We start from the raw sequence: 4727 nt of genomic DNA on the forward strand, positions 1-4727 counted from the left end.
CCCATACTGTGTAGCTCCTATATACATATTTATAGGTAACATATGTCATTTAACTGATATATGTTATTAAAAAAGGAAGCGGCCTTATAGCCACTTCCTCTTCTCACAAGGAGCGCTGTGAGATGGTTATCGTTCATGCCAATTCGGCATGGACGATTTTTTACGTGTCAATCTCGATCATATCAATACGGTTACAGTCAGCAACTAATAAGTCACCATCATTTTGAACGAAGTAAGCTAAGTTAGAATCAGAATCAAGCGAAGCAAAGTAGTCAGCAGGTTCAGATTCACCATTAACAAACACTTCGTTTACAGGTGTACCAGGGTCAAGGGTTCTTAATAAACGACATACAGCAGAGCGGCTTCTTCCATCACTCATAAAATAACCTCCTATTCAAATTTATCCTGATCAGGATACTACATTATATTGAAGATTTAAATCTAGCGTGTTCATATATCTAATCTTGTAAATATTGATTAACTCGCTTCATAACCAACAGCCTTATCTTAATAGAATAATAGATTAGATAAAAAATATAAGTACAAGAATATACATTAAATTATAAGAGTAAGTATGAGTAGGAGGGATGTGGAATGGGGTTCTTTGATGAAGCTAAGGATATGGTTCATGTTGATTTGGAACTGGTAGAGTTGGAACGTAATTTAAAAAAGGTATATAAACATTATTTTAAGGTCAATCAGAATTTAAATGATTCAAAGAATTATCGCGAAGCGAAGTTTGAGAAGGTTCAAGTAGCGTTACAACAATTTAAAGTTTACTTCGATGAACGGGATTTTCATTTATCGGATAGTAATGTGTATATTGTCGCAACGTTAGGTCAGAGAAGAGCTGAGTTAGTTATTAATGATACACTTGATTTAACTTTAAGAGTTTATAGTCATAATGAAGTTATTAGTGATCATACGTTGTTTTTAGAAGATAAAAATAAAATAATACCAAAGTTTAATGGTAAGATTATGAATGAGCAAGTACAGTTTGAAGATAATTATTTGGGCTACTCAATTCAAGAGCGGTTCATAAAGTCAATTGGTGATATTGAACAAGATATTGAAGCAGTGAATGAAAGGGTTAAACAAGGCTATAAGCCGGAGTTTCAATATTATGATGTGATCAATGATGAACGGTACTTGACGTTAAATGATTTATTAAACTATTTAAATGACGAATTAGGGTAAAACAAGGATGGAGTTACTAACTTTCATCCTTGTTTTTTTGGTTTTTTCGTAAAGTATGATTTTGGCCCCATTCATGCATAGCTTCAAGAATCGGTTCTAAACTACGACCATACTCACTAATGGCGTACTCCACTTTAGGTGGGACTTGAGGGTAGACTGTACGTACGACAATGTCTTCATCTTCTAATTCGCGAAGTTGTTTCGTTAGCATCTTCTGTGTAATGCCAGGCAATTTTCGTTTCAGTTCATTGAAGCGGTGTGTATCTTCTTGTAATAAGTGTAATAATATGATCGGTTTCCATTTACCAACAAGAATACTTAAGGCATCTTCAACTCGACATAATTCAGGTTGACGTTCTTCCATTTTGTAAAACTCCTTTACAGTATCTTTTAGTATACTATGGTTCATAAAAGTGCGTACTTTCATTTGCGACAGTTTTGATAGATAATATTATTGTAAGATAAAATAGAGAGAAATAAAAGAATGGAAGGGCTGATCATCATGGAAAAATACCGTATTAACCCTGATAACGGTCTAGAATTTGGATTATATACGCTAGGTGACCATTTGCCGAACCCAAATACAGGAGAGCGTATACCAGCAGAACAACGAATACATGAAATTATAGAGCTATCACAATTAGCAGAACAAGCTGGTATCGATTTCTTTAGTGTTGGAGAAAGTCACCAAGATTACTTTACAACACAAGCTCATTCAGTTGTATTAAGTGCAATCGCACAAGCAACTGAGAAAATAAAAATTGCAAGTTCATCCACGATTATTAGCACGTTGGACCCAGTGCGTGTGTATGAAGATTTTGCAACGATTGATTTGATTTCAAAAGGTCGTGCAGAGATCGTTGCAGGACGAGCATCTCGTGTCGGTAACTTTGAATTGTTAGGCTATAACTTAAGAGATTATGAAGAGCTATATGATGAAAAGTTTGAGTTATTACGTAAAATTAATGAAGAAGAGGTCGTTAATTGGAGTGGCAAGTATCGCGCACCACTTAAAGATGCCCACGTATTACCGCGTCCGAAAAATGGTTGGATGCCTATTTGGCGTGCGGTAGGTGGTTCGCCAACGAGTGCTGTAAAAGCAGGTTATGCTGGCGTTCCGATATTTATGGCGCATTTAGGTGGACCGGCGACCGTATTTAAACGAACGGTCGATGCATATCGTGAAGCGGCTAGTATGAATGGTTATGACCCAGAACAATTACCGATTGCTACAGCTGGCTTTTTCTATGCAGCTGAAACATCACAACAAGCACTTAAAGAATTGTATCCTCATATTAATGAAGGTATGAAGAAGACGAATGGACAAGGCTTTCCGAAGCAAAACTTTGCTCAAGGTGTTGATCCACATAATGTCATGAATATTGGTAGTCCACAACAAATTATTGAGAAAATTTTATATCAGCACGAATTGTTTGGTCATCAACGTTACATTGCCCAAATGGACTTTGGTGGCATGCCGTTTGATCAACTAAAACGTAACATTGACATAATCGGATCTGAAATACTACCAGAGATTAAGAAGCATACACGTAAGTAGAGGAGGGAAGAGGGATGAAAATTGTCGGATTATCCGGGTCGATTGTTGGTTCTAAAACGAGAACCGCAATGGATTACACGATGGAGTCGTTAAAAAGGCAATACCCTGAAGCTGAAACAACGCTAATCGACTTAGCAGATTATCAAGTTCAATTTAGTGATGGGCGTAACTATTTAGATTATGACGGTGATACTAAATATGTAACCGAAACAATAATGGATGCTGATGCGATTATCATTGGAACGCCAATCTTCCAAGCGTCAATTCCAGCAACGTTAAAAAACATTTTCGACCTACTGCCAGTTGATGCATTCCGAGATAAAGTAGTCGGTATGCTTGCAACTGCTGGCTCAGCAAAACACTACCTTATTCTCGAACAACATTTAAAGTCGATTTTAGGCTATATGAAGGCACAAATCGTTCAAACGTACGTATTCATTGAAGAAGTCGATTTTCATAGAAAAGAAATCGTCAATCACGACGTATTAGCGCGAATTGATCGATTAGTAGAAGACACGGTTGTGTTAACGGAGACTTATCAAGAGATTAAGCAGAAGAAAGAAGATCAATACGATTTTTAAAAGTAACCCCCTTTGGTGCAGATGTGGCCAAAGGGGGGTTATGTGCATTTTAAATGTATTTTCCGTCGTCAGGAATAGCGACTTCTTCAAAGTTTTGTACAAGATCGTTTAAATCTTCAGTTAGCTCATCACCGTATAAAGGAACTCCATGCCCCGTAGCAGCTAGTTGGTTTTAACTCAGCTAATTTTTTAACTGAATCCCAAGCTTGCTGCCAATCTGTCGTTAAGTAGCGAGGAGGTCCACTAATTTCTTTTTCTTGGGTAAACACTTTATACAACGAGTCTTGTCTTACTGTCACAAATGCATCACCAACAATTAATGTACCGTCTTCTTCACGGAATAATGAAACATGTCCAGGTGTATGCCCAGGCGTGTGAACCCAGCTGAATCCAGGCATATGAGGAACACTTCCGTCAGAAGGGAGTGGCTCGAGGTGATTGCTAATGTCGATCGCTTCATTTGGGAAAATGGGAGACATTTTAGCAATTAAACCACCTTCAACAGTTGAATCAGGCTCAGGATAATCTTTCTCACCAGTTAAAAACGGATTTTCCAACTCATGAGCATAAACGGGTACGTCCCAATAATCGATTAATTCGATAATCGCACCGACATGATCAAAGTGCCCATGCGTTAAGATGATCGCTTTCGGACGTGCATCATCACCAAATCGCTCTGCAGCAACAGCCTTAATATCATCGGCAGACCTTGGCATACCAGCATCAATTAACACGAATTCGTTGCTGTCTGGATCCCCATAGAAAAAGACATTTACCACTTGAATCGTATGTTGGACAAGGTCAGTCAGTAATTCTTTACCTACACCACTTCCAATCGAAGTCGCCGGTATAAACTTATAATCATCTCCGTAGTTCATTTCTTTTGACATGGTATATCCTTCTTTCTTAATTTTTATGTTCTTAATCATTATGATTAGTAAAGGCTTTAGTAATATGTAATAAGTAAGGAATAGATTATTATTTTTATGTTTTGAAAATTTAGTTAAAAGGATTTTAAAATTCACAAAAATGGTATAATGTACACAGCGTTCGATTTAGGAGAGTGAATTTATGATTGAAGAATTAATTTTATACATAATGGTATTAATTACAGTCTTTATAGGATCAGTTATATCTTTATCTATTTTTATGTCGTTTTATAGGAAAAGTAAAAGAAGAGGGTTAATGATTTTAGCAATATTCATTGCTTTTGTGGTCAACTTTCAATTCAATTTATTTGAGATTTCTAATGTTTTAGGTGCTATAGCATTAATGATTATTAGTGGTTTAGTTTTAGCAAGCTTTATCACTCTCGGTAAAAAGCAAAGAGCAAATGCTGCAGAATAGATGTAACATTTATTGGTAATTACAATAAAAGAGAAGGGGGAGGG

The 4727-nt window shown here is 36.6% G+C and carries 6 protein-coding genes and 1 pseudogene; 4 read left to right on the top strand and 3 right to left on the bottom strand.

Features of this window, described 5'->3' with window-relative positions:
* Positions 1-160: 160 nt before the first annotated feature.
* On the bottom strand, positions 161-379 hold the full coding sequence (locus A194_RS0114760; RefSeq protein ID WP_017187573.1) for a hypothetical protein: 219 nt from the start codon (positions 377-379) through the stop codon (positions 161-163).
* 215 nt (positions 380-594) lie between these two features.
* Here A194_RS0114760 and A194_RS0114765 point away from each other — a divergent pair, with 215 nt between their 5' ends.
* Positions 595-1197 (top strand): hypothetical protein, encoded by a 603-nt coding sequence (locus A194_RS0114765; RefSeq protein ID WP_017187574.1) that lies wholly within the window; start codon positions 595-597, stop codon positions 1195-1197.
* A gap of 16 nt (positions 1198-1213) precedes the next feature.
* On the opposite strand, the gene A194_RS0114770 is transcribed toward A194_RS0114765, so the two are convergent.
* Entirely contained in the window at positions 1214-1561 is a 348-nt protein-coding gene (locus tag A194_RS0114770) for a winged helix-turn-helix transcriptional regulator (RefSeq protein ID WP_017187575.1), read from the bottom strand.
* 138 nt (positions 1562-1699) lie between these two features.
* On the opposite strand from A194_RS0114770, the gene A194_RS0114775 reads away from it, so the two are divergent.
* On the top strand, positions 1700-2755 hold the full coding sequence (locus tag A194_RS0114775; protein WP_029425349.1) for an LLM class flavin-dependent oxidoreductase: 1056 nt from the start codon (positions 1700-1702) through the stop codon (positions 2753-2755).
* Positions 2756-2769: 14 nt separating this feature from the next.
* Complete coding sequence (locus A194_RS0114780) at positions 2770-3336, top strand: NADPH-dependent FMN reductase (RefSeq protein WP_017187577.1); 567 nt, start codon at positions 2770-2772, stop codon at positions 3334-3336.
* A gap of 49 nt (positions 3337-3385) precedes the next feature.
* Here A194_RS0114780 and A194_RS18705 read toward each other — a convergent pair.
* A pseudogene (locus A194_RS18705) lies at positions 3386-4226 on the bottom strand (MBL fold metallo-hydrolase).
* A 181-nt stretch (positions 4227-4407) separates the two neighbouring features.
* Here A194_RS18705 and A194_RS0114790 point away from each other — a divergent pair.
* Entirely contained in the window at positions 4408-4683 is a 276-nt protein-coding gene (locus tag A194_RS0114790) for a hypothetical protein (RefSeq protein ID WP_017187578.1), read from the top strand.
* Positions 4684-4727: the final 44 nt, after the last annotated feature.

It is taken from the genome of Alkalibacillus haloalkaliphilus C5 (genome assembly GCF_000269905.1).
Lineage (GTDB): Bacteria > Bacillota > Bacilli > Bacillales > Alkalibacillaceae > Alkalibacillus > Alkalibacillus haloalkaliphilus_A.

Coding starts and splice junctions, on each gene's coding strand:
- A194_RS0114760 (WP_017187573.1), bottom strand. CDS start 379: ATGAGTGATGGAAGAAGCCGCTCTGCTGTATGTCGTTTATTAAGAACC.
- A194_RS0114765 (WP_017187574.1), top strand. CDS start 595: ATGGGGTTCTTTGATGAAGCTAAGGATATGGTTCATGTTGATTTGGAA.
- A194_RS0114775 (WP_029425349.1), top strand. CDS start 1,700: ATGGAAAAATACCGTATTAACCCTGATAACGGTCTAGAATTTGGATTA.
- A194_RS0114780 (WP_017187577.1), top strand. CDS start 2,770: ATGAAAATTGTCGGATTATCCGGGTCGATTGTTGGTTCTAAAACGAGA.
- A194_RS0114790 (WP_017187578.1), top strand. CDS start 4,408: ATGATTGAAGAATTAATTTTATACATAATGGTATTAATTACAGTCTTT.
- A194_RS0114770 (WP_017187575.1), bottom strand. CDS start 1,561: ATGGAAGAACGTCAACCTGAATTATGTCGAGTTGAAGATGCCTTAAGT.